This window comes from Mesorhizobium sp. P2_E10, assembly GCF_056404235.1.
Map to the genome: position 1 here is coordinate 288,001 of NZ_JBFUEK010000003.1, position 21,845 is coordinate 309,845.

General features: G+C 62.4%; 21 protein-coding genes and 1 pseudogene. 15 read left to right on the forward strand and 7 right to left on the reverse strand.

Annotated elements, in window-relative coordinates; genetic code table 11:
• Nucleotides 1–56 precede the first annotated feature (56 nt).
• From AC1D0N_RS10275 to AC1D0N_RS10305, 7 genes and pseudogenes are all read left to right on the forward strand, one after another.
• Nucleotides 57–944: an ABC transporter permease gene (locus tag AC1D0N_RS10275; RefSeq protein ID WP_477243409.1), complete on the forward strand. Its 888-nt coding sequence runs from the start codon at nt 57–59 to the stop codon at nt 942–944.
• Nucleotides 941–1,813, forward strand: coding sequence for an ABC transporter permease (locus tag AC1D0N_RS10280; RefSeq protein WP_477243411.1), 873 nt, complete (start codon nt 941–943; stop codon nt 1,811–1,813). Before AC1D0N_RS10275 ends, AC1D0N_RS10280 begins: the two co-directional genes overlap by 4 nt.
• Nucleotides 1,798–2,868, forward strand: coding sequence for an ABC transporter substrate-binding protein (locus AC1D0N_RS10285; protein WP_477243413.1), 1,071 nt, complete (start codon nt 1,798–1,800; stop codon nt 2,866–2,868). Before AC1D0N_RS10280 ends, AC1D0N_RS10285 begins: the two co-directional genes overlap by 16 nt.
• Before the next feature lie 88 nt (nt 2,869–2,956).
• The gene (locus AC1D0N_RS10290) at nt 2,957–3,565 is read left to right on the forward strand and encodes a cupin domain-containing protein (RefSeq protein ID WP_477243415.1); all 609 of its coding nucleotides are present in this window, start codon (nt 2,957–2,959) and stop codon (nt 3,563–3,565) included.
• Nucleotides 3,555–4,640 carry an ABC transporter ATP-binding protein gene (locus AC1D0N_RS10295; RefSeq protein ID WP_477243417.1) on the forward strand — a complete coding sequence of 362 codons (1,086 nt, stop codon included), beginning with the start codon at nt 3,555–3,557 and terminating at the stop codon, nt 4,638–4,640. The genes AC1D0N_RS10290 and AC1D0N_RS10295 overlap by 11 nt, the downstream gene beginning before the upstream one ends.
• A 38-nt stretch (nt 4,641–4,678) precedes the next feature.
• Nucleotides 4,679–6,084 (forward strand): annotated as a pseudogene (locus AC1D0N_RS10300) (aldehyde dehydrogenase family protein).
• Nucleotides 6,085–6,460: 376 nt separating this feature from the next.
• Complete coding sequence (locus AC1D0N_RS10305) at nt 6,461–6,814, forward strand: SnoaL-like domain-containing protein (RefSeq protein WP_477243418.1); 354 nt, start codon at nt 6,461–6,463, stop codon at nt 6,812–6,814.
• Nucleotides 6,815–7,006: 192 nt separating this feature from the next.
• Here AC1D0N_RS10305 and AC1D0N_RS10310 read toward each other — a convergent pair whose 3' ends face one another.
• Nucleotides 7,007–8,536: a hypothetical protein gene (locus AC1D0N_RS10310; protein ID WP_477243420.1), complete on the reverse strand. Its 1,530-nt coding sequence runs from the start codon at nt 8,534–8,536 to the stop codon at nt 7,007–7,009.
• Between the two features lie 221 nt (nt 8,537–8,757).
• Here AC1D0N_RS10310 and AC1D0N_RS10315 point away from each other — a divergent pair, with 221 nt between their 5' ends.
• The gene (locus tag AC1D0N_RS10315; protein ID WP_477243421.1) at nt 8,758–8,943 is read left to right on the forward strand and encodes a nuclear transport factor 2 family protein; all 186 of its coding nucleotides are present in this window, start codon (nt 8,758–8,760) and stop codon (nt 8,941–8,943) included.
• A gap of 102 nt (nt 8,944–9,045) precedes the next feature.
• On the opposite strand, the gene AC1D0N_RS10320 is transcribed toward AC1D0N_RS10315, so the two are convergent.
• Nucleotides 9,046–9,525 carry an SRPBCC family protein gene (locus AC1D0N_RS10320; protein WP_477243423.1) on the reverse strand — a complete coding sequence of 160 codons (480 nt, stop codon included), beginning with the start codon at nt 9,523–9,525 and terminating at the stop codon, nt 9,046–9,048.
• Entirely contained in the window at nt 9,522–9,875 is a 354-nt protein-coding gene (locus tag AC1D0N_RS10325) for an ArsR/SmtB family transcription factor (RefSeq protein ID WP_477243425.1), read from the reverse strand. Before AC1D0N_RS10325 ends, AC1D0N_RS10320 begins: the two co-directional genes overlap by 4 nt.
• Before the next feature lie 177 nt (nt 9,876–10,052).
• Between AC1D0N_RS10325 and AC1D0N_RS10330 the strand changes: the two genes are divergently transcribed.
• On the forward strand, nt 10,053–10,388 hold the full coding sequence (locus AC1D0N_RS10330) for an ArsC family reductase (RefSeq protein ID WP_477244010.1): 336 nt from the start codon (nt 10,053–10,055) through the stop codon (nt 10,386–10,388).
• 218 nt (nt 10,389–10,606) lie between these two features.
• On the opposite strand, the gene AC1D0N_RS10335 is transcribed toward AC1D0N_RS10330, so the two are convergent.
• Nucleotides 10,607–11,863, reverse strand: coding sequence for an aminopeptidase (locus AC1D0N_RS10335; protein ID WP_477243427.1), 1,257 nt, complete (start codon nt 11,861–11,863; stop codon nt 10,607–10,609).
• A gap of 86 nt (nt 11,864–11,949) precedes the next feature.
• Nucleotides 11,950–12,864: a LysR substrate-binding domain-containing protein gene (locus AC1D0N_RS10340; RefSeq protein WP_477243429.1), complete on the reverse strand. Its 915-nt coding sequence runs from the start codon at nt 12,862–12,864 to the stop codon at nt 11,950–11,952.
• Between the two features lie 94 nt (nt 12,865–12,958).
• Between AC1D0N_RS10340 and AC1D0N_RS10345 the strand changes: the two genes are divergently transcribed.
• From AC1D0N_RS10345 to sbmA, 3 genes are all read left to right on the forward strand, one after another.
• Nucleotides 12,959–13,174 (forward strand): hypothetical protein, encoded by a 216-nt coding sequence (locus AC1D0N_RS10345; RefSeq protein ID WP_477243431.1) that lies wholly within the window; start codon nt 12,959–12,961, stop codon nt 13,172–13,174.
• A gap of 100 nt (nt 13,175–13,274) precedes the next feature.
• A complete protein-coding gene (locus AC1D0N_RS10350) occupies nt 13,275–14,429 on the forward strand; it encodes a YbfB/YjiJ family MFS transporter (protein WP_477243433.1) in 1,155 nt (384 codons plus the stop codon).
• A gap of 116 nt (nt 14,430–14,545) precedes the next feature.
• Nucleotides 14,546–15,811, forward strand: a complete 1,266-nt coding sequence (gene sbmA, locus AC1D0N_RS10355; RefSeq protein ID WP_477243435.1) for a peptide antibiotic transporter SbmA — start codon at nt 14,546–14,548, stop codon at nt 15,809–15,811.
• A gap of 26 nt (nt 15,812–15,837) precedes the next feature.
• Here the strand turns inward: sbmA and AC1D0N_RS10360 are convergent, their stop codons facing one another.
• The gene (locus AC1D0N_RS10360; RefSeq protein ID WP_477243437.1) at nt 15,838–16,839 is read right to left on the reverse strand and encodes a polysaccharide deacetylase family protein; all 1,002 of its coding nucleotides are present in this window, start codon (nt 16,837–16,839) and stop codon (nt 15,838–15,840) included.
• A gap of 205 nt (nt 16,840–17,044) precedes the next feature.
• On the opposite strand from AC1D0N_RS10360, the gene AC1D0N_RS10365 reads away from it, so the two are divergent.
• Nucleotides 17,045–17,710 (forward strand): tetratricopeptide repeat protein, encoded by a 666-nt coding sequence (locus AC1D0N_RS10365; protein WP_477243439.1) that lies wholly within the window; start codon nt 17,045–17,047, stop codon nt 17,708–17,710.
• Between the two features lie 66 nt (nt 17,711–17,776).
• Nucleotides 17,777–19,213, forward strand: a complete 1,437-nt coding sequence (gene der / locus AC1D0N_RS10370; RefSeq protein ID WP_477243441.1) for a ribosome biogenesis GTPase Der — start codon at nt 17,777–17,779, stop codon at nt 19,211–19,213.
• A gap of 238 nt (nt 19,214–19,451) precedes the next feature.
• On the opposite strand, the gene AC1D0N_RS10375 is transcribed toward der, so the two are convergent.
• Nucleotides 19,452–20,372 (reverse strand): LysR substrate-binding domain-containing protein, encoded by a 921-nt coding sequence (locus AC1D0N_RS10375; RefSeq protein WP_477243443.1) that lies wholly within the window; start codon nt 20,370–20,372, stop codon nt 19,452–19,454.
• Nucleotides 20,373–20,492: 120 nt separating this feature from the next.
• Between AC1D0N_RS10375 and AC1D0N_RS10380 the strand changes: the two genes are divergently transcribed.
• The gene (locus AC1D0N_RS10380) at nt 20,493–21,776 is read left to right on the forward strand and encodes an MFS transporter (RefSeq protein WP_477243445.1); all 1,284 of its coding nucleotides are present in this window, start codon (nt 20,493–20,495) and stop codon (nt 21,774–21,776) included.
• The last annotated feature ends 69 nt before the right edge of the window (nt 21,777–21,845 follow it).

The following is a 21,845-nucleotide window of genomic DNA, read 5'->3' on the forward strand; positions in this document are numbered from 1 at the left end:
AGTTTCATGAATATGAAAAAAGCTTAGATAATTTCAAAATTCCGATGGACAGTCCGATGTCGACCATCGTTGCAACAGAAGCGCCGGCAGCATCCCGATCGTCTTCGGGGTTCCGCTTCGCCATGCTGCTGCCGGGCGCGCTGGTCACCTTCCTGCTGATCCTGTTTGCGCTTGGCCTCGTGCTTTTCCTTGCCTTCCGCAACAATGACGGTTCGCTGCTCGGCGCCGGTTTCACTTTGGCGAATTTCGTCACCGTGGTGTCCGATCCTCTCTACTGGACGGTGACGCTGCGCTCGCTGACGATTGCCGGACTGGTGACGCTGGCAACGGTCGTCACCGCCTATCCCGTCGCCTACTACCTTGCCTTCCATGCCGGTCGGCGCCGCGGCCTGCTGCTGTTTCTGGTAACGCTGCCGTTCTGGACCAGCTACCTCCTGCGCGTCTTCGCCTGGAAGATCGTGCTTGCCTATAATGGCGTGCTGAACTCGGCGCTGATCGAAAGCGGTATCTGGTCCGAGCCGACGCTCGCCTTTCTCAATACGCCGGCTGCGGTGGTCGTCACCCTCGCGCACGCCTATGCGCCCTTCGCCATCCTGCCCATCTATGTGGCGCTGGAGACGATCCCGAAATCGCTGCTCGAAGCCGCGTCCGACCTTGGCGCAAAACCTTTCACCAGCTTCCGCCGCGTCGTGCTGCCGAACTCGATGCCGGGCGTGCTGGCGGCAGCCCTCGTCGTCTTCGTGCCGACGATCGGCGACTATGTGACGCCGGCCATGGTCGGCGGCCCGGCGAGCACCATGATCGGCACGCTGATCCAGTCGGAGTTCGGCAAGGCCAATGACTGGCCGTTCGGCGCCGCACTCTCGGTCGCCGTCATGCTGGTCATCCTCTGCGTGGTGCTGGTCGTGCGCTTCGCCGACCGCCGCTTTGGCAGCCGCACATGAGCGCGGCGCGGACAGAAGATGGCGGCCGCTGGCTCGGCGTCTATGTGCTTGTCTATCTGGTGTTTCTCTATCTGCCGGTGTTGCTGATCCCGCTGTTTTCCTTCAACGATTCGATCCAGGCGGCGTTTCCGCTGCAAGGTTTTACCTTGCAATGGTATGCGACCCTGCTTGGCAATCCGACGCTGTCCGGCGCGCTCGCCAACAGCTTGGTGATCGGTGTGATCGCTGCCTCTGGCGCCACGCTGTGCGGCATCACCGTGTCCTATATGGACCTCTACGGCCGCTCGCCGCTGGCCGCCACGATCAGCGCCATCGCCCGGCTGCCGATCCTGATCCCCGGCGTCATTGTCGGCATATCGCTGCTGATCCTGGTCAATCTCGTCGGCTTCGGCCCGTCGCGCATCGCCATCGTGCTTGGCCACATACTGGTGGGGTTACCGACGACGGTGGTGGTCATGCGCAGCCGCTTCGCCGTCATCCCCAAGACCATCCGCGAGGCGGCCCTCGATCTCGGCGCCTCCGATTGGACGACGTTCAGGCGGGTGATGTTGCCGCTCAGCCTGCCGGCGATCGCCTCGGCCTTCATGCTGTCGTTCCTGATCTCCTTCGATGAGTTCATCGTCGTCTTCTTCCTCGCCGGCACCGAGCCGACACTACCGCTCTACATCTGGGCCCAGCTGCGTTTCCCGAAATCGCTGCCGACCGTCATGGCACTGGGCACCGCGATCCTCGCGGTATCCTTCGTCATCGCTGGCCTTGCCGAATTCCTGCGCCATCGCGGGCTCTCCGCCGCTCAACGGCCGGCGCCCGCCAATCCATCCAAACCAGAAGAAACCAAGAGAGGAGAACTGCAATGGCATTCGACCTGAAATCGATAACCGGAAACAAAGCCCGCGCCGGACTGGCCGCACTGGCACTGGCGCTGTCGACGACTGTCGCGTTGGCGGGCGACAAGCTGCAATATTTCACCTGGTCGGGCTATGAACTGCCCGACTTCAACAAGAGCTTCCTGGCAGCACACCCCGATGGCGTCGAGGCCTCGATGTTCGGCGATGACGATGATGCCTTCACCAAGGTCAAGGCCGGCTTCCGTCCTGACATAGCGCATCCCTGCTACGACAAGGTGGCGCGCTGGAACAAGGAAGGTCTGCTGCAGCCGATCGACACCAAGCGCATCAAGAACTGGGATTCGATCTTCCCGGTGTTCAAGAACCTGCCTGACATTCAGGCCGGCGACGGTAAGGTCTGGATGGTGCCGTGGGACTGGGGCAACACCTCGATCCTCTACCGCACCGATCTGGTGAAGAACCCGGAAGCCAGCTGGAACCTGCTTTGGGACAAGCAGTATGCCGGCCGCATGGCGACCATCGACGCCGTGCATGACACGCCGGTGGTGGCCGCACTTCTGGCCGGCGTCAATCCGTTCGACATGACGCCGGAGCAAATGGACAAGGTGGCGGAAAAGCTGCGCGAGCAGCGCCCGCTGCTCTCCAACTACACCACCGACATGACCTCGGTGGAACAGGCACTGTCGAGCGGCCAGCTGGTCGCGGCCATGACCTGGAACGCATCGGCCACCTCGCTGAAGAAGCAGGGCGTGCCGGTCGAGTTCATGAAGCCGAAGGAAGGCATGCTGACCTGGTCCTGCGGCTTCGTCATGCTCAAGGACGCCAAGAATGTCGACCTTGCCTACGACTTCATCAACAGCCGGCTGGAAACCGATTCCGGAAAATACCTGATCGAGGCCTATGGCTACGGCGCGTCGACCAGCTCGGCCTTCGCCGCGGTGCCGAAGGAGGAGCTGGACAAGCTGCAACTGCCGTCGGATCCCGAAGTGATGCTGAAGACCACCGTCTTCACCGGACCGATGAAACAGAATGACGACCTCGCCAAGATGTTCGAGAAGGTCAAGGCGGGGGGGTGAGTTGATCTCCCCTTCTCCCACAAGGGGAGAAGAGGAGCATATCGACGCTGCGCCGCGCCGATGAAGAGACTGCAACGAGGATGTATGCATGGACATGCTTGACGAGACAGCTGGAAAGCCCAAGGACGACGCTGACGTTCGCGTCGGCCGGCGCGTGCGGGCGTTGCGGCTGGAGCGCAATCTGTCGCTGGCCGATCTTGCCGCCAAGGCCGGTGTGTCGATCGGGGCGCTGAGCCAGATCGAGCGCGGCATGTCGTCATTGCGTGTCAGGGTGATCTGGCCGCTGGCCGCCGCCCTCGACATCGAGCCGTCGGCGCTGATCGCCGACGGCAACGATGCCGTCAACGATCTCTATTGCGTGCGTGCCAACAGCCGGCGGCAGATCCCGGTCAAGTCGGAAGGCATCGCCAAGGCGCTGCTGTCGCCGCCGGCCGCAACGCTCACCGGCATGCTGGTCAGCGTCGATGCCGGCGGCGGCACCGCCGAAGCCTACGCCCATGCCGGCCATGAATTCGGCTTTGTGCTGTCGGGGGAGGTCGAACTGGTTGTCGATTCCACCACCTACGGGCTGAAGACCGGCGACAGTTTTGCCTTCAAAAGCACGCTTTTGCACGCCTTCCGCAATCCGGGTTCCAAGCGCTGCCAGATCCTCTGGGTCAACACGACAAAACCCTCAGAGGTTCGCGATGGCGCTTGATCCTCTCGTCCAGCTGCAGGCTGTCTCCAAGGTCTTTCCAGGTGGCATCGTCGGCCTCGACGCCGTCGACCTCGACATCGCCAGCGGCGAGTTCCTGACCTTGCTCGGCCCCTCCGGCTGCGGCAAGACCACCAGCCTGCGCGTCATCGCCGGCTTCGAAAGCCCGTCGAGCGGCAAGGTGTTGCTTGACGGCCGCGACATCACGGCGCTGAGACCCTTCGACCGGCCGGTCAACACCGTGTTCCAGGACTATGCACTATTCCCGCATATGAACGTCGCCGAAAATGTAGGTTTCGGTCTGTCCTTGCGAAAACTGTCCGGCACGGAGCAAGCCAAGCGCGTCGGCGAAGCCCTCGACATGGTCGGCCTCGTCGACAAGATCGGCGCCCGCGTCTCCGAACTCTCCGGCGGTCAGCGTCAGCGCGTCGCGCTCGCTCGTGCCATTGTCTGCGAACCACGCGTGCTGCTGCTCGACGAGCCATTATCGGCGCTCGATGCGCATCTGCGCGAACAGATGCAGGTCGAGTTGAAACGGCTACAGTCGCGGCTCGGCACCACCTTCGTCATGGTCACTCACGACCAGACCGAGGCACTGTCGATCTCCGACCGCATCGTCGTCATGAACAAGGGCCGGATCGAGCAGATCGCAGCACCAGCGACGCTCTACGACCGGCCCGCCACCAAATTCGTCGCCAGCTTCATCGGCACGATGAACCTTTTGCAGTCGCGCTTCGTCGGCCGCGATGGCGATCGGCTGCGCTTCACCGCCGGCGCTCTGCCGCTGGAAGCCATTTCGGAAACCGGCGATGCGCCTGCCGAAGGCGCCGTGCGCACCATCGGTGTGCGCCCGGAAGATCTGCTGGCGGCGACCGAAGCCTCGACCGGCACGGCACCGGTGCGGGTCAACAGCATCGTCTTTCACGGCCGCACCTTGCGTCTGCATGCCGAACTCGGGCAGGGGACACCAGTGGTGATCGACGCACCACGCCAGGCCGAGGGCTTTCAATTCAGCGTCGGCGACGTGGCGCATATCAGCCTGCGGCGTGGCGCCAACTGCCCTATGCTCTCAGCTTGAACCGATCGTCATCTTCCAGAAAAACCGGAGCGTCCCCCGTGAGCAATCATCTGAACTTCTTTATCGACGGCAAATGGGTCGCCCCCGTGGTGCCGGCAACGCTGGATGTCATCGATCCGTCGACAGAAGAGACCTACACCAGGATTTCCGTCGGCTCGAAGGCTGATGTCGACAAGGCGGTGGCAGCGGCCAAGGCGGCCTTTCCGTCGTTTTCGCAGACCAGCAAGGCCGAGCGCCTGGAGCTCCTGAAGCGTATTCTCGAAGTCTACAATGAGCGCTACGAGGATATCGCCCAGGCCGTCAGCCAGGAAATGGGTGCGCCAATCACCTGGGCCCGCGAGGCGCAGGCCTGGGCGGGCAGGGCGCATATGGAAGCCGCCATCAAAGCGCTGGAGGATTATGAATTCTCAGAAAAGCGCGGCGGCACCATGGTGGTCAAGGAGCCGATCGGCGTCTGCGCGCTGATCACGCCGTGGAACTGGCCGCTCAACCAGATCGTCTGCAAGGTGGCGCCGGCCATCGCCGCCGGCTGCACCATCGTCTTGAAGCCCTCCGAGATCGCGCCGATCAGCGGCATCGTCTTCTCGGAAGTCATGCAGGCCGCCGGCGTGCCGAAAGGCGTCTACAACATGATCAACGGCAACGGCCCCGATGTCGGCCAGGTCATGGCCGGCCATCCCGATGTCGACATGGTCTCCTTCACCGGCTCGACCCGGGCCGGCATCATCGTCGCCAAGACGGCGGCCGAAACGGTCAAGCGCGTGGCGCAGGAGCTCGGCGGCAAGTCCGCCAACATCGTGCTGCCCGATGCCGATTTCGAGAGAGCGGTGCGCAAGGGCGTCAACGCCTGTTTCGGCAACAGCGGCCAGTCCTGCGACGCGCCGACACGCATGACGAAGCACTCGCCATCGCCAAGAAAGCCGCCGAAGCGCACAATGTCGGCGATCCCCGCTCGGAGGACACCAAGCTCGGACCGGTGGTTTCCAACATCCAGTACGACAAGATCCAGCGGCTGATCGAAGCCGGCATCAAGGAAGGCGCCACACTGGTCACCGGCGGCCCCGGCCGGCCCGAACACCTCAACCGCGGTTACTATGTCCGCCCGACCGTGTTCGGCCATGTCACGCCAGGCATGACCATCGAAAAGGAAGAAATTTTTGGCCCGGTGCTGTCGGTCATTTCCTACAGCGACGATGACGACGCGGTGAAGATCGCCAACGATACCGTCTACGGCCTCGCCGCCTATGTGCAGTCGCAGGATATCGAGCATGCGCGCAAAATTGCAGGACAGCTGCGCGCCGGCCAGGTCTCGATCAACTATCCGGAATGGGACACCTTCGCCCCCTTCGGCGGCTACAAGCAGTCGGGCAACGGCCGCGAATATGCCGATTGGGCGATCCACGACTTCCTCGAGGTCAAGGGCATCATCGGCTACGGGGCTTAGGGTTCAGGCCCTGCATCGACGGGCGAACGGTTCCGGCAATTGAAACTTGCCGGGCGCTTGCGCTGCCCCTCATTGTCCTGCCGGACATTTCTCCCCCTATAGTGACGGGGAGAAATGGCTTGCGTCGGGTGATTTCGCCAATCACCAGCGTTGCCGGCAAGGGCGCCGAGGCTGCGGCCAGTTCCCTTCTCCCCGAGCGTGGACGCTGGCAATTGACGGGCCAGGACGATTCCCTGGCCGGCATATGAGAAATCGTCGTCACAGAGCCGCGCTATATCAATCGTCCTGACACGGTCTGTCAGCTGTCGTGCGGGCAACGGTGGCGGGCTGGCAAGCGCTTCCCTACTTCAGCCCAGTGTGAACAGGAGGAACACAAATGACCATCACGGAAATCGCCAAGGATTTCACCGAGCTGCTCCAGCAGGGCGATAACAGGGGTGCTGCCGAGAAGTACAATGCCGACGACATCGCCAGCTACGAAGCCATGGAGGGGCCGATGGCAATCGTCCATGGCAAGGAGGCCATCAGGCAAAAGGGCGAATGGTGGCAAGCGAACAATGAAGTGCATGGCGGCTCGATCGAGGGCCCCTATGTCAACGGCGACCAGTTCGCATTACGCTTCAAGTTCGATATTACGCCCAAGGCCACCGGCGAACGTGTCACCATGGACGAGGTTGGCCTGTACACGGTCAAGAACGGCAAGATCACCGAAGAGCGCTTTTACTACTAAGCCGGAATTCCGCCGGCTTCCGGCTAGCGTGATCAAAAATGTGGCGGCCGGGACACCGTCCTGGCCGCCAAGCGAAAACTCAAATCGTCTTCACGTACTGCGCCAGCTGATCGGCCACCGAGGCTCATCACATAGGCGTCGAACTGGTCGAGGCGGGCGCTCCCAAGGCGGGCTTTCCTCAAGATCAAACATCTAGAATAGATTTCGGCATAGGGCCGGTTTGTTTTCGGGCTGCCAGTTCCCCTGTTTCGCGTATGCAGTGAAATTCGCCGCCGATTCGCGTCTGGCATAATGGGAGAATGTCGCGCGGAACGCTTCATTCTCGCTGAAGAACGCGACGAGATCGAAAGCACCGGCCTTTGACCTGCTCAGATCATCCACAAGGATCACGTCAGGAGGATTGCACATGAGATCGTCGGCCGTTTGAGTTCGGACTTTATCGGCCATTGCCTGCAGCGTGGGCGTCAGCCGGCCAGTCGCTTTCAACTGCTTCGCCATCACGATCGTCATCCAGAAGCTGAAGTGCCTCGAAGGCCAGACGAGGCCTTGGTTCTCGATCATGGGCCAGATGTTGCTTGGAGTTGCAGTGAGCATGATCACCGGAGAGCCGGGCGGGACCGCGTGAAGTAGAGCCAGGACCGGTTCTTCATTGGAATTTTTGTATGGGCCTACAAAAACGGCCAGGAGAAATGGTATTGATCCAACGACTATGATCGCGGTTTGTCGGATCGCCGCGGCGACTGTGCGTTCATGCATGTTCAGCATTGCGCAAAGCGCGAAGAAAGCCAGCCCGGTCACCGGCACCGTATGATACCGAAATCCTTTCTGCTGTGCGAAATACGCCAGGGCAAATCCAATGGCCGCCAAGCCTGCCGCAATCGATTCAGATGGTGCCCGCTTCCGGAGGCAAGCGATGACGATCGCCGCGAGGCCCCAGAAAAGGACGCGCGGCGTGAGCAGTTGCGCCTGGAGTGAACTGTTGTAGCCGTCGTAAGCCGCTGCAAGCATAGGCAAGATCGTTCGGAAGTATTCTTGCGCAAAGACCAATATCGCTACCGCATAGGCCGAGGCGGCGGCTCCCAACACCAACGTTTCGGGTCGGAAAAGTCTCCAGGCTCCTCGCAGCCGGAATCTGAGCCAGAGCTCCAGCAGGATCGGCACCACGACAAAATAGTGCTTCAGAGCGAAGCCGGCTGCAGCCAGGGCACCGGCAGTTGCGGCTGTCTTCCAAGACACCACGGCGCCGTCCGCCCGCCGCGCAATGAGAAAGGCATATGGCAATGCCCCAATGAGCGCCAAGTGCTCGCGTTGTCCGAAGTCGGCCAGCGGGATGAGCAGCATCGAAAGACCCGCCGCACTCAACAGGACCATTCGTCGGCCGGTTGTGTCATCCGATGTGATTGCGGCAAGGGTCGTCAAGGCGAGCGTCGCGAACGCCGTGACAGCGGTTACGACTGCAGCGCCGGCGGTTGCGCCGAGAATTTGAGCCATGCGCTCAATCGGAACCGTCATCCAGAACCAAAGCGGTGGATTCAGCTCGACAATCTCGCCGTAGAGTTTAGTGCCGCCGATCAACTGTCGGGCGACCCACATCTGGTAGACTACATCATGCGAAAGCGGCATCCTGAGCATCAGAGCCCAGCCGACAAGCAGCGAAATTGCCAGGATGCCTTCTGGCCAACGGCGACGCATGGTGGCTGTTCGGCTGCCGTAGACAAACATCGCAGACCTTGGGAGGAGGGAACAGTGTCGAGATTTGACGATGAACGGGCGGTCACTTGGCCCCAAATGCATCCACCCGAGATGACCACTCCACCTTAGCATCTTGCCAACCCAGACGCAAAACGGGATCAGGTGCGCCACTGATCGCGCTGGTCGTGTCGCATGTCGGCAGCTTGCCGAGATGCCGTCCATCAAGCCGGCCTCAAGCAGAAGACCCAGTTGTGGCAAGAAACAATGAAGTGCGTGGCGGCTCGGTCGAAGGCCCATATGTCAATGGCGACCAGTTCGCAGTGCGCTTCAAGTTCGACATAACGCCCAAGGCGACAGGCGAGCGTGTCACCATGGACGAAGTTGGCTTGTACACGGTCAAGAACGGCAAGATCACCGAAGAGCGATCTTATTGTTGAGACCGCAAGCCCCCTCGTTTCCGGGAGCCTGCTCTTGCCGCTGTAGGGTCGAAAAATGAACATGGCGGCCGGCACGATGTTCTGGCCGCCATGCGAGAAGAATCAGATCGTCTTCACATACTGCGCAAGCTGATCGGCCACCGTGCCCCAGCCGTCGAAGAAACCCATCTCTTTGTGGTTGTTGCGGGTGGCCTCGTCGCGGTGAATGGCGGTGGCGGTATAGCGCGTGCCTTTGCCGTCCGGCTGGAGGGAAATCACCGCGGTGATGAAGGGCTCGCCTGACGGCCGGTAGCCCGGCAGCAGCGCATCCGTCCACACCAGCCGCTCATTCTCCACGATTTCGAGATAGCAGCAATGGCGGTCGTTGACCTCCTTGCCGTCGGGCGACTGCATGCGCGTCCGGAACAGCCCGCCCGGCCTGAGGTCGATCTCGCAGTCGGTGATCATCCAGGGCTTTGGCGTGAACCACTGCTTGACATGCTCCGGCATCGTCAAGGCGCGCCAAAGCAGTTCGCGCGGCGCGTCGAGTACGCGCTCCAGCACGAGGTCCAGTCTTGGGTCGGGCTTGAAGGGATAGCTCACTTGTCTATCTCCTTGAGGGTCATCACATAGGCGTCGAATTGGTCGAGGCGGCGCTCCCACAGCGTACGCTGCTCGGCCAGCCAGTTTTCGGCGAGCTGCAGCGGCTCGGGCGCCAGCTGATAGGTCCTTGTGCGGCCGATCTTTTCAGAACGCACCAGCCCGCAACCTTCCAGCACCTTGAGGTGCTCGATGAAGGAAGGCAGGGCCATCTCGAAAGGCTGCGCCAGTTCGCTGACCGAGGCCGGGCTGCGGTTCAGCCGTTCCACCACGCGTCGTCGCGGCGGATCGGCAAGTGCGCGGAAGATGCCGTCGATCGGCGGGTTCGGGTTTGCGGTGTGGAGGCTTGTCATCGGTCGGTCCCGAACCATTGTCAAAGAGTGGTTGGGTAATACTTAGGAAAATTCCTTAGTATTGGCAAGTCCCAAAAATCCTGAGATGTCGGCCAGGGTGCTGGCAAAGCGGGAAGGGCGGTTTTAGGCTGCAGAACGGATTCGACTGTCAGCCAAGGAAGCACGCCTTTGACCACGATGTACGGCATCACCACCTGCGACACGATCAAGAAGGCCCGCCTCTGGCTGGAAGGTCATGATGTGCCTTACCGCTTCCACGACTACCGGGCAGAGGGGCTGGACGCCAAGCGGCTGGATGGCTGGGTCGGCAAGGTTGGCTGGGAGATCCTGCTCAATAAGGCCAGCACGACGTTTCGCGAACTGTCGGACAAGGACAAGCAGAGCCTCGACGAGAAGAAGGCCAAGGCACTGATGCTGGCCAACCCGACCATGATCAAGCGGCCGGTGCTGGAGCTGGGAGATCGGATGCTGGTGGGGTTCAAGCCGGATGTCTATGAAGCCGCGGTGAAGTAAGCCTTCACCGCCGCGATCCTTCGCGCCCCCCTCTGTCCTGCCGGACATCTCCCCCTCAAGGGGGGAGATTGGCAGTTCAGGCGCCTCCATTCATCTCGCTACGATGTTGTTGGCGAAGGCCGCGACAACAGCTGATCTCTCCCCTTGTGGGGAGATGTCCGGCAGGACAGAGGGGCGCTGCCCCGCCGACGTCTAAAAGCCAGCGCTGCGCCGAAACCTCAGGCCCACTCGCCCTTGCGCATCACCGGCACCTTGCGGCCGTCCTTGTGCACGCCGTCGATGTCGATCTTTTCCGAGCCGATCATCCAGTCGATGTGGATAAAGCTCTTGTTGCCGCCGCGTGCCGCGATCTCATCCTGGCTGAGCGAGGCGCCGTCGACGAAGCACTTCGAATAGCACTGCCCGAGCGCGATGTGGCAGGCGGCGTTCTCGTCGAACAGCGTGTTGAAGAACAACAGGCCGCTGGCCGAGATCGGCGACGAATGCGGCACCAGCGCCACCTCGCCGAGCCGGCGCGCGCCTTCATCGGTGTCGAGCACTTTCTTCAGCACGTCCTCGCCCTTTGAAGCCTTGGCCTCGACGATGCGGCCGCCCTCGAAGCGCACCGAAATCTCGTCGATCAGCGTGCCCTGGTAGGATAGCGGCTTGGTCGAGGAGACATGGCCCTCGACGCGCCTTGCGTGCGGCGTGGTGAACACTTCCTCGGTCGGGATGTTCGGGTTGCAGGTGACGCCGTTCTTGGCGGTCGAGGCGCCGCCCATCCATTCATGGCCGTCGGCCAGCCCGACGGTGAGGTCGGTGCCCGGACCGCTGAAATGCAGTGCATGGAAATTGTGGCCGTTCAGCCATTCGGTACGGCCGCGCAGCGCTGCATTGTGCGCTTTCCAGTTGCCGATCGGGTCTTCGACATCCACCCGCGACGCCGCGAAGATCGCATCGGCGAGTTTGGCCACCGCGACATCGTCGGCATCATCAGGGAAAACCTGCTTGGCCCAGGCGAGATCAGGATAGGCGACGATGTTCCAGTTGATATCAAAGCCGGTGATCTTTTCCAGCGCCGGCTGGTAGGCCATCGAATTCGCCTTGTTGGCGCGCGCCACCTTCGACGGGTCCTGCGCCGACAGCAGCGACGGGTCCTCGCCGCGCACGGCAAGCCGCGCGGCATTGTTGGCAAAGGCTTTCGCCATGCCCTCATAGAGCCAGCCGGCGGCGCGGTCGAAGCCAGCATCGGCGCCAAAGCGGTAGCGCGCCAGCGTCATCTCGTCGTCGTTGAAGATCGGCGTTACCAGGCCCGCACCGGCCTTGTAGGCATGCTCGACGATCCGCCGCGTCAACGGCAGTGCTGCGATCGACGAGGTCAGCACCAGATCCTGTCCAGGCTGCAACTGCAGCCCGACCTTGATGGCGACCTCGGCCAGCCTGTCGAGTTTCACCGGGTCTATCGATGCGGAAACGCCGCGCGAATGTGTGGTCATGAATTTGCCTGCCGTGATGTGTGGGTCCGACACTTTACATAGACCGGCACCACCGACCTTTCCACCGCGATTGCGCTGGCTCAGAACTACGCCGCGCTTTCGAGCGACCTGAACTGTGCCATCGTCGCCTCGATTTCCTCGCGCACCCAGACCTTGAAATCCCGGACCTTGCGGCTTTCGCTCTTGGCGGCGGAAGTCACCATCCAGTAGCCGAGCCCGCTCTGGGCGCGGATGCCGAAGGGCGCGACGAGGCGGCCGTCTGCCAGCGCGTCGGCGGTCAGCAATTGCCAGCCGAGCATGACGCCGTGGCCGGCAATCGCCGATTCCAGGCACAGCATCGGGTCGGTGAAACGCGCGCCTTTGAGGAAAGTGACTGGTTCGACCCCAGCAGCCTCGAACCAGCTGTCCCAATTGATCATCGCCCGTTCGTCGGTGATGGCGCAAGTCAGAGCGAGATCGTCGATCGACTTCAGCTTCTCGGCGATCACCGGGGCGCAGACCGGGAAGACTTCTTGCGCCAGCAGCAGTTCCGCCCGTCCGCTTGGCCATTTGCCGTCGCCAAGCCGGATGGCTATGTCGATGTCGGAACGGTCGAGATCGGCGAGCCGCACCGAGGCGTCGATGCGCAACAGCACGTTGGGGTGCCGGGCGAAGTGGCGCGACAGCCTGGGCAGCAGCCATTTCGAGGCGAAGGCCGGCGCCACCGAAACCACCAGCGTGCATTCCGACCCTTCGTCGGCCAGCGCCACCGCTTGGGCGATCTCGCGAAAACCCGCGCCCAACCGGGCCATGAAGACAGTGCCGAATTCGGTCGGCACCAGCCCGCTCGCCGTTCGCTCGAACAGGGCCTGGCCGAGCTGCTTTTCAGTCCGGTTGATCTGCTGGCTGACGGCGCTGACGGAAACGTTGAGCTCTCTGGCCGCCGCCGCAAGCGACCCCAGGCGGGCGACGGTTTCGACGGCGCGCAGGCCGTTGAGATGGACGCGGTTCAAAATTGCCATACAGTTTTTCTAAACTGGCGCGGCCGAAATCTCAATTGAAAGACAGGCCGGAAAGGCAGACCTTATGGAGGCCAGTCAGACCGAGGAGGTAAGGATGGTGAAGATTTTATCGTTGCTCAGGGCCTTTTTCGTCGCCAATCAACGGCATGGCCGGCGGCACGAAGGCGAAACCGCCAACTGGGTGACCGATCCGCTGTCGCATCCCGTGCTCGACACCATGTCGGAGCGCGAACTCGGCGACGTGCCGTTTCGGCTCACGGCCCGACGCACTGCCTATGAGACGGCGACTGTACAGGCCGGGTGCCGTTGAATTGCTGAAGCGATAGCTGCAGGCTCCTGGCCGGGGCGAGCCTTGCTGGCCCAACAAAAGCGGATTGTTTCGGCGCCCGGCAAATCTATTGTGCGCCGCGATGAAAGCCGCTTCACCCTTGCGTCTCGCCGTAGCCGGCATGATTGCCATGGCCGTCGCCATGGGCATCGGCCGCTTCGTCTACACCCCGATCCTGCCCGGCATGATGGAAGAGCTCGGCCTGTCGACGGCCGATGCCGGCTGGATCGCGTCGGCCAACTACCTTGGTTACCTCGTCGGGGCACTTGCCGCCGCCGGCGCATGGGCGCATGGGCGCGAGCGCCTGCTGATGTTTTCCGGCCTTGCCGCCAGCGCCATCCTCGCCGGCGCGATGGGCCTGACCGAGAGCATGGCGGCCTTTCTCCTCTTCCGCTTTCTTGCCGGTCTGGCCAGCGCCTTCGTCATGGTGTTCATGTCAAGCATCGTCTTTGGCCATCTGCTGGCGGCCGGCCGCAACGATCTGCAGGCGCTGCATTTCGGCGGCGTCGGCCTCGGCATCGCAGCGTCCTCGGCGCTGATGGCGTTCCTCGTCACCGAACATGCCGGCTGGGCGGCGGGCTGGCTGTGGTCGGCGCTGCTTTCGGCCTGCGGCTTTGCCGTGGTGGCCTTGCTGGTCGGCAGCACGGCGCCCGCCAATTGCGTCACCGGGCGCGAGCCGGCGCTGCCGACGGACCGATCGCTGCTGAAGATCATCGTCGCCTACGGCCTGTTCGGCTTCGGCTATGTGGTGACGGCGACGTTCCTGGTCGCCATCGTCCGCCAGGGTGGCGGCGGCCGCGTCTTCGAGGCCGCCGTCTGGTTGGTCACCGGCCTTGCCGGCTTTCCCTCGGTCTGGCTCTGGCAGAAGATCGCAGCACGGATCGGCCTCTACGCAGCTTACGCCGTGGGCTGCCTCGTCGAGGTGATCGGCGTCACCGCCAGCGTCGCCATGGGCGGCACCGTCGGGCCGTTGCTCGGCGGCCTCCTGCTCGGCCTAACCTTCATCGCCATCACCGCGCTTGGCCTGCAGACCGCAAGGCAACTTGTCCCACAAGCGCCGCGCCGGATCTTTGCGGTGATGACGGCTTCCTTCGGCCTCGGCCAGATCGTCGGCCCGATCGTCGCCGGGCTGCTGGCGCAGGCATCGGGCAACTTCTTCCTCGCTTCGATCGTAGCTGCTGCTGTGTTGCTCGTCTCGGGCGCGATCACCTGGTCGGCTGCGCCAAAATCGCCATGATTGTGGTCTTGCTCGATGCCGGGCATCGGGCACGGGCATTTTCTTTCCAACTAATGTGTGACCTTATGCCCGCCGAACCCAGCTGATTTGCCCCCCGACCCGAGGATTTCACCACAGTGTTCGTATCGTTTTTTCCGCAGCCGAAGCTGTTTTTCACTTCGGTGATCGTCTGGAGCCTTGCCGCGGTTTTGTTCTGGTTTTTGGGCGGCGAGCAATTGGGCGCGGTCTTTGGACTGCCACCAGCCCTTCCGGATGCCGAACCTATCATTGGCGTGACGGCTTTCTGGTCGAAGCCATTCCTCTGGTTTTACATCTATTTCGCGGCGGTAGTGCTCATTTTCTATGCGTTCTGGGCGCTCTATCGGCCTCATCCCTGGCAGAACTGGGCGATCCTCGGGTCGGCATTCATTTTGTTCACCACCAACTTTTCGGTCCAGGTCAGCGTGGTGCTGAACGAATGGCGTGGACCTTTCTTTAATCTGGTGCAGAAGGCGCTTACGCCGCCACCGGGCTCCGTCAGTCCGGGCGAACTGTTCGCTGGCATATTGATCTTTATGGAGATCGCATTTTGCTGGATCGCGGTGCTCGTCGTGACGCGGTTTTTCGTCAGCCATTTCATCTTTCGCTGGCGCATGGCGATGAACGATTTCTACATGAGCAATTGGACGAGGCTGCGGCACATAGAAGGCGCATCGCAGCGCGTTCAGGAAGACACGATGCGGTTCTCGACAAACGTGGAGGATCTTGGCGTCAGTCTTGTCAACTCCGTCATGACCCTGATCGCCTTCTTGCCGGTGCTGGCAGGGCTCTCGCATCACATAACCGAGCTCCCGATAGTCGGCCAGATTCCGTATTCGCTTGTTGTCGCGGCTTTGGTCTGGTCAGCTTTTGGAACAGTTCTCCTCGCTACGGTGGGTGTCAAGCTCCCGGGTTTGGAATTTCGAAACCAACGAGTTGAAGCAGCGTATCGGAAAGAATTGGTATACGGTGAAGATAATGCTGATCGCGCTGAGCCGGTTACTGTAAAAGAGCTTTTTAGAAATGTGCGCTTGAATTATTTCAGGCTGTATTTCCACTACTCATATTTTAACGTAGCAAGATATTTCTACGGGCAAGCTGATAGCGTTTTTGCGATCGTCATTCTTATTCCGACGATTGCCGCTGGTAAGATAACGCTGGGAATTTTTCAGCAGATTGTTTCTGCATTTTCAGAAGTGGCTTCGTCGTTCCAGTATCTGGTAAGTTCATGGAGCGACATCGTTGTGCTTATCTCCATCTACAAGCGTCTTCGCGCCTTCGAAGCAACGCTAGACGGCGGACCGCTGCCCGACATCGATCGGCGATTCCTCGAACGCCAGGCTCAGGAACCCGACCCGGCCTGATTGCGCGCTGGAAAATGGTGGGCGGCTCAGCCGCCTACCTGCGCCTGTTTCTCGCCTTGCCGCGAAACATAGTCGCTAAAACTGATGCACTCGACATCAGCCTTGACGCAGACCTCGCCGGCGAAGCGCTCCAGCGCGTTCCAGTAGGCGCCGTTGTTCATCTGCGTGAAATGGAAGCCGAGTTCCAGCGGAACGCGCTTGCCCCGATATTGCGCATCGAAGGCGGCGCGGAAGGCTTTATAGCTCCGCTCAGCGAATTCCGTCGCTCCGCTCGGCCGCTCGAAGCCACCGGAGTGGCGGACAAAGAGATTGTAGTCCATCGCGATCACCGGCCTTGAACCAGGACCTTCCGGAATCTCCGGCAGCGAAAAGCGCGTGATACCCTTGCGGGTCGGTGGCACCGCTGGCCCTTGTGAGACGCCGCTGGCGTCGAACTGGTAGCCGGCCGCCGGCAGCGCCTCGTAGAGCGCCTTGTTGGCCGACAGATAGGGTGCGCGAAAGCCGATCACCGCGTGCCGCGCAAAGTCGCGCCAGCCCTTGGGTTCGGGCTCAATACCGTTGATCGCATAGGCGTTCTCGAAAATATGCTTGAACGAGGTGAACTCGCGCAGCCAGTTGGCCTTGCTCCAGTCCTTGCCGTCGAAATGGCCGCAGCCATGGCTGGCGATGTCATGGCCTTCCGAGGCGGCGAGCCCGATCTGTTCGAGCCGATCCGCCACCTCCTGCTTCGAAGCGGCAAAGCCGATGTTGGATTTCCCCGCAGTCTTGCCGGGCGCCGTGTATTCCGCGCGTGTCTGCTGCGACAAAAGGAAGACGCAGGACAGAAAATAGGTGAAGTGGGCGCCCGTGCGCCGCGCCAGCGCGCGGCTGCGCTGCCATTGCGAAATCTCACGGGCGCTGTCGAACGAGATCATGACGATCTGCTTCGGCTTTGCTGGCGATGGCGCCGCTGGCGGATCGGCGTAAGCAACATCCGCCGTGGCGAGCGCGGCAACGGAAAACGCAAGAACGCGGGACAAACGGGGCATCGGCAATCTGATCTGCATCTGGAAGGGTCAAAGGCCGGCTATCGCCAAAATGTGGCGTGGGTGCGGTCGCACCCATCGTTGCCCTTTAAAGCGGCCGGAGCGGCGATTAGCCGATTTTCCTGCCGAACCCCTTCCATGCCGACAAAATTTCGCTAAAACGCGGGCTCAAGGACGGGCCCGGATCGGGCAGGAATGGTTTTGATCGATGTCGGACGACAGTTTTATCCGCGAAGTCAACGAAGAGATGCGGCGCGACCAGGCGCAAGCGCTGTGGGACCGTTTTGGCCCTGCTCTGCTTGTCCTTGCCATCCTGGTGGTGCTCGGCACCGCCGCCGTCGTCGGCTATCGCTATTGGGACGAGACCCGCGCCAACCGCTCGGGCGATGCCTTCTCGCAGGCGCTGAAGCTTGCCAATGACGGCAAGAGCGACGACGCGCTGACCGCGCTCGCCGCGCTGGAAACGGATGGCTACGGCGCCTATCCGCTGCTCGCCCGCATGCGCGCCGCCACCGTCAAGGCGGACAAGGGCGACGTCGATGCCGCCGTCAAGGATTTTGACGGCGTCGCCGCCGACACCGCCATTCCGTCCGGCATTCGCGACATGGCGCGCCTCAGGGCAGCACTCCTGCTTGTCGATCATGGCTCCTTCGCCGATGTCTCCAGCCGTGTCGAGGCGTTGACTTCCGACACCAACACGCTGCGCCATACGGCGCGCGAAGCACTCGGCCTTGCCGCCTGGAAGGAAGGCAAGACCCAGGATGCACTCAAACTGTTCGACCAGATCGCTTCGGATGACGGTGCCCCGCGCAACACGCGCGAACGGGCGACCTTGATGTCCGAATTGATCCGCGGGTCGGGCAGCGCGTCGTAGTGCATGTCGCCCAAAAGTGCGCAGCGGTTTTGGGACAACGACATGCATGATAGATCGTAGGGTCGGATGACATTCAAAGTCGCCATCATCGGCCGGCCTAACGTCGGCAAATCGACCCTTTTCAATCGGCTGGTGGGAAGGAAGCTGGCGCTTGTCGATGACACGCCGGGCGTCACCCGCGACCGCCGCGTCCATGCCGCCAAGCTCTACGACCTGCATTTCGACGTCATCGACACCGCCGGCTTCGAAGATGCCGCGGCCTCGACGCTGCCGGGCCGCATGCGCGCGCAGACCGAGATCGCCATCCGCGAGGCCGACCTGATCTTCTTCACCGTCGATGCCAAGTCCGGCCTGATGCCTGATGACAAGACCTTTGCCGAAATCGTGCGCAAATCCGGCAAGCCGGTCGTTCTCGTCGCCAACAAGGCCGAGGCCAAGGGCTCCCAGGGCGGTATGCTGGAAGCTTGGGAACTTGGCCTTGGCGAGCCGATCCCGATCTCGGCCGAACACGGCCAGGGCATGCCCGATTTGCGCGACGCGGTGATCCTGGCCCTTGGCGAGGCCCGCGCCTTCGACGAAGAGGACGACAGTGGAGAGGACGTTGCTGCCGGCGAAGTGCTGATCGGCGAGGACATCCTCGACCCGGACGCTGAAGATGTGCCTGCCTATGACGACACCAAGCCGATGCGCATCGCCGTCGTCGGCCGCCCGAACGCCGGCAAGTCGACGCTGATCAACGCGCTGATCGGCGAGGAGCGGCTGTTGACCGGACCGGAAGCCGGCATCACCCGCGATTCCATCTCCGTCGACTGGGACTGGCATGGCCGCCGGCTAAAACTGTTCGACACCGCCGGCATGCGCCGCAAGGCCAGGATTCATGAAAAGCTGGAAGTGATGTCGGTACAGGACGGCCTGCGCGCCATCCGCTTTGCCGAGATCGTCATCATCGTGCTTGACGCCACCATCCCCTTCGAGAAGCAGGATCTGCAGATCGCCGACCTGATCATCCGCGAGGGCCGCGCGCCGGTCATCGCCTTCAACAAATGGGACCTGATCGACAACCCGCAGGAACTCTTGGCGGAACTGCGCGAGAAGACCGAGCGGCTGCTGCCGCAAGCCCGCGGCATGCAAGCGGTAACGGTTTCGGCCGAAACCGGACGCGGTCTCGACAAGCTCATGGATGCCGTCATCCGGACGCACAAGGTTTGGAACAGCCGCGTTTCCACCGGCAAGCTCAACCGCTGGCTGGAAGGCATCCTGGCGCATCATCCGCCGCCCGCCGTTGCCGGGCGCCGGCTGAAGATCAAATATGTGACGCAGGCCAAGACGCGGCCGCCGGGTTTTGTTGTCCAGTGCTCAAGGCCCGATGCGATGCCGCAATCCTATGTGCGCTATCTCTCGAACAGCCTGCGCGAGGCCTTCGACATGCCCGGCGTGCCGATCAGGATAGCGCTGCGCACCTCGGACAATCCGTTCGCGGGTCGGGCGAACAAGCGCAAGTGAGTTGCGCGGCTGGCCGACGGCCCTCGGCTTCGTCATCCTAGGGCGGAGCAGGAGCGAAGCTCCGTCGCGGAGACCCTAGGATCCATTCCGTTACCCTTGCCGAAGGATACAGCGGAGCAGAATTTCTGCACCGCAGCAGCGCTTTGAAGTCGCGGCATGGATCCCGGGGTCTGCGCTGCGTCGCTTCGCTCCTTGCTTCGCCCCAGGATGACGAAGAGATGGCGTTACGGCCAAGAACCTAAGCGACCTCTCTCAACCTCTCATTTGCCCGAGAGCCTTCCGGTAGCGCCTCTATCGCCGCCTGCAACAATATGTCCGCCAGCCGCGCCGCCACCGGATCGGGCTCCGCCTCCTTGCGATGCAGGACCAGCGCCATTTTGGGCAAAGCCGGCAGCCCGGCAATCCCCGGCGTCATCGCCCTGACAGTGGCCGGCAGTCCGATATCGGTGCGGATCGTCAAGCCCAGCCCCGCCGCGACCGCCGCCCACACGCCGCCAAGGCTCGGGCTGGAGAAGGCCATCCGCCACGACAGGCCGGCGCGGTCGAGTGCTTCGGTCGCCACCGTGCGCAGCAGGCATGGTGCTTCCAGCGCCACCAGCGGCAGCGCCTCGCCGTCGCGCAGGCTGGTCTCGATCAGCTTTGCCGGGCCGACCCAGCGCATCTGAACATCGGCGACATGCCGGCTGTAAGGCAGCGTCGTGCCGTTGTGCCAGGCCAGTGCGATATCGAGGCTGCCTGAAGTGATCCGTTCGGCGAGTTCGTGGCTGCGCGCGATCCTGGCCTCGATCTTGACCTTGGGGTGGGCGCGGGCGAAGCGCCCGAGCACTTCGGGCAGCACCGCCTCGCCGAAATCCTCCTGCAGGCCAAGCCGGACCCAGCCTTCGAGCTCGACATCATGGATGGCTGATAGCGCTTCGTCATTGAGCTCAAGCAGCCGGCGCCCATAGCCAAGCATGGTCTCGCCGGCCTCCGTCAACGCCAGGCCGCGTCCGGACTTGCGGAAGATCGGCGTCGCCGCCTGCTCCTCCAGCTTCTTCAACTGCGCGCTCACCGCCGAGGTCGAACGACCGAGCCGGTCGGCCGCTTTGGCGAAGCTGCCCAGCTCCATGCCGGTGACGAAACTGCGGAGAACGTCGAGATCGAGAGTTATGCGTCGCACGGAAATAATCCTGATTTTCGGGACTTTATATCAAAAACTTCCTGATATTCGGGACAAAGCTATGGCGGTAGAGACAGTGCGTCAAGGTCCGGCCTTGCCGGTCCATCTGGAGCCTGTCCCATGTCAGCTGTCGTTTCCGATTCCCATTGCACCCCGGGTATGATCGTTGCTCCACCCGGCGCGCCGGCATTGCGCAGCAATCATCGCTGGAAGGTGCTGGGCATCGGCGTCGCCGCCAATGCCTGCTTCTCCGCAACCTTCGCCGGCATTCCGGCCACCGCGGTGTTCCTGCGCTCCGGCTACCATCTCGGTAATGGCCAGCTAGGTCTGGTGCTGGGGCTTATGGGCCTTGGGGTGATGCTGAGCGAACTGCCATGGGGGCTGCTCACCGATCGCTGGGGCGACCGCCGCGTGCTGTTGACCGGGCTCGGCGCCACCGCGATATGGCTCCTGTTCATGGCCTTCCTTGTCGTGCCGTCAGTTGCACATATTCCGAGCGTTGCGCTTCTGGCGGCAAGCCTCCTGGTCACCGGTCTGCTCGGCGGCAGCGTCAACGGCTCAAGCGGCCGCGCCATCATGGCCTGGTTTCGTGAAGGCGAGCGCGGCTTTGCCATGAGCATAAGGCAGACGGCGGTGCCGCTCGGCGGCGGGCTCGGCGCCCTCATCCTGCCGTCGCTGGCCTCAGTCCATGGCTTTGCCGCGGTCTTCGGTCTGCTGGCGGCGGCGTCCGCTGTCTCGACTTTCTTCACCTGGCTCTGGCTGCACCAGCCGCCGCAGGGTGACGATGCACATTCGGCCCAGGCCGCAACACCGGCCGGCACCGCACCGCTGCGCAATGTCGAAGTCTGGCGCATTGCCATCGCCATCGGCGTGCTCTGCGTTCCGCAAGTGGCGGTGCTCGCCTTCGCTTCCGTCTTCCTGCACGACTTCGCCGGCATGGGCACGGCCGTGATCAGCGCAAGCCTAGCTGGCGTCCAGGTCGGCGCCATGGTCATGCGCGTCTGGAGCGGCCGCTTCACCGACCGCCGCGGCAACCGCAGATCGTTCCTGCGTCTTTGCAGCGTCTTTAGCTCTTTCGCCTTCGCAGCCCTTGGATTGCTGGTGATGGCATCCGCCGGCACGCCTGCACCGATGCTCTCGCCGGCGCTCGTCGCCCTGCTGGTTGTCGCCGGCATCTGTGTGTCCTCATGGCACGGCGTCGCCTACACCGAACTGGCCACGCTTGCCGGCGCAAGCCACGCCGGCACGGCGCTCGGCCTCGCCAACAGCTTCGTCTTCGTTGCCTTCTTCCTGGTGCCGATCGCCATTCCGGGGCTGCTGGTGGTCGGGTCGTGGACGGGTGTTTGGCTGGCGGGCGCTGCATGCGCGCTGATTGCCTGGCCGATCTTCCTTCGGCCCGCCTGATTTTCTTCGAACGGACCACCGCCGCAAAAGCGCCCGACTTGGCAACGACAGGGAAAACTCGATCAAACC